General features: G+C 27.5%; 1 protein-coding gene. It reads left to right on the plus strand.

Features of this window, described 5'->3' with window-relative positions:
• The first annotated feature begins 174 nt into the window (after positions 1-174).
• Positions 175-966, plus strand: coding sequence for a lipid II flippase Amj family protein (locus E6248_RS16260; protein WP_316341803.1), 792 nt, complete (start codon positions 175-177; stop codon positions 964-966).
• Positions 967-1,104: the final 138 nt, after the last annotated feature.

Here is a 1,104-nt window from a genome sequence, read left to right on the forward strand (position 1 = left end):
AATTAGGGGAGTGCTGTATAAGCCTCCCTTTTGTATATAAATACTATCTACATTAATAATGTAATTATTGCAAAAATATTACAATTTCAAAATGCTATTTTAATAATGAATTTGAATGAGTATAATTATTATAACTATAATTTTCAATAATATGAAAAGTTAAGGGGATAATATATGGATACTCAGATAATAATTGTATTAGTTTTGAATTTTTTAATTTCTATAATTGGAACTTTGGCTTATTCTGTTAGATTAGTAGGTGTAAGAACAGGGAAAATAGCTGTTACTTTTGCTGTATTTAATGTATTAATGCTAGTGTCCAGAACAGCTGTTACATTCCAAGTTCCATTATTAACAAAATTTGTAGAAAGCAACTCAAGTAGTAATGATCTATTAAAAATTTTTAATTATATAATATTAGTATCAGGTATAGCTTCTATTGTTGGTGCCATATTAATACCAACATTTCAAAGGATGTTTAGTAAAGCTGTAGACCATTTTTCTATTGAAAGATCAATACCTAAACTAATTATTCATAGCTTTTCAAAGACCGGTATTAAATATATGAAGGATAGTATAGCAATACCTGTTAAGGAAAGTGTTACAAGTATTAATTTTAAAAACCTACCTAGAAGAATTTTATTTTATAATTTTATTTCGGTGGCAATAATTACTGCTGGAGCCTTTGCTCCAATTTATGCAGGAAGTTTAGTACCTGAATTTAGTACAACTTGCTTAGCTTTAGCACCAATTATTAATGGTACAGCAACAATATTAACCTCAATTTTTATTGACCCACATTTGTCTATAATGACTGATGATGTAATAGATGGAAAATGTAGTGAGGAAGATTTTAGAGGATGCATAATAGGGATGGTAGGTAGTAAGATAGTTGGAACCTTTACTGCATTAGCATTATTTATTCCCGCTTCTTATATTATTGTTTTTGTTGCAAATTATATCTAGAAATCAAAGATGATAAATAATTAATTTTATTTATCATCTTTTTTTGTCTTATTGAAAACCACTTGCTATGCAAGTGTGTTCCGAATAGCTTTAGCGGTCAGTATGTAAATAAAACCTCCTTTTGTTAAAATAGAATTA

It is taken from the genome of Clostridium sp. (assembly GCF_032552055.1).
GTDB lineage: Bacteria > Bacillota > Clostridia > Clostridiales > Clostridiaceae > Clostridium.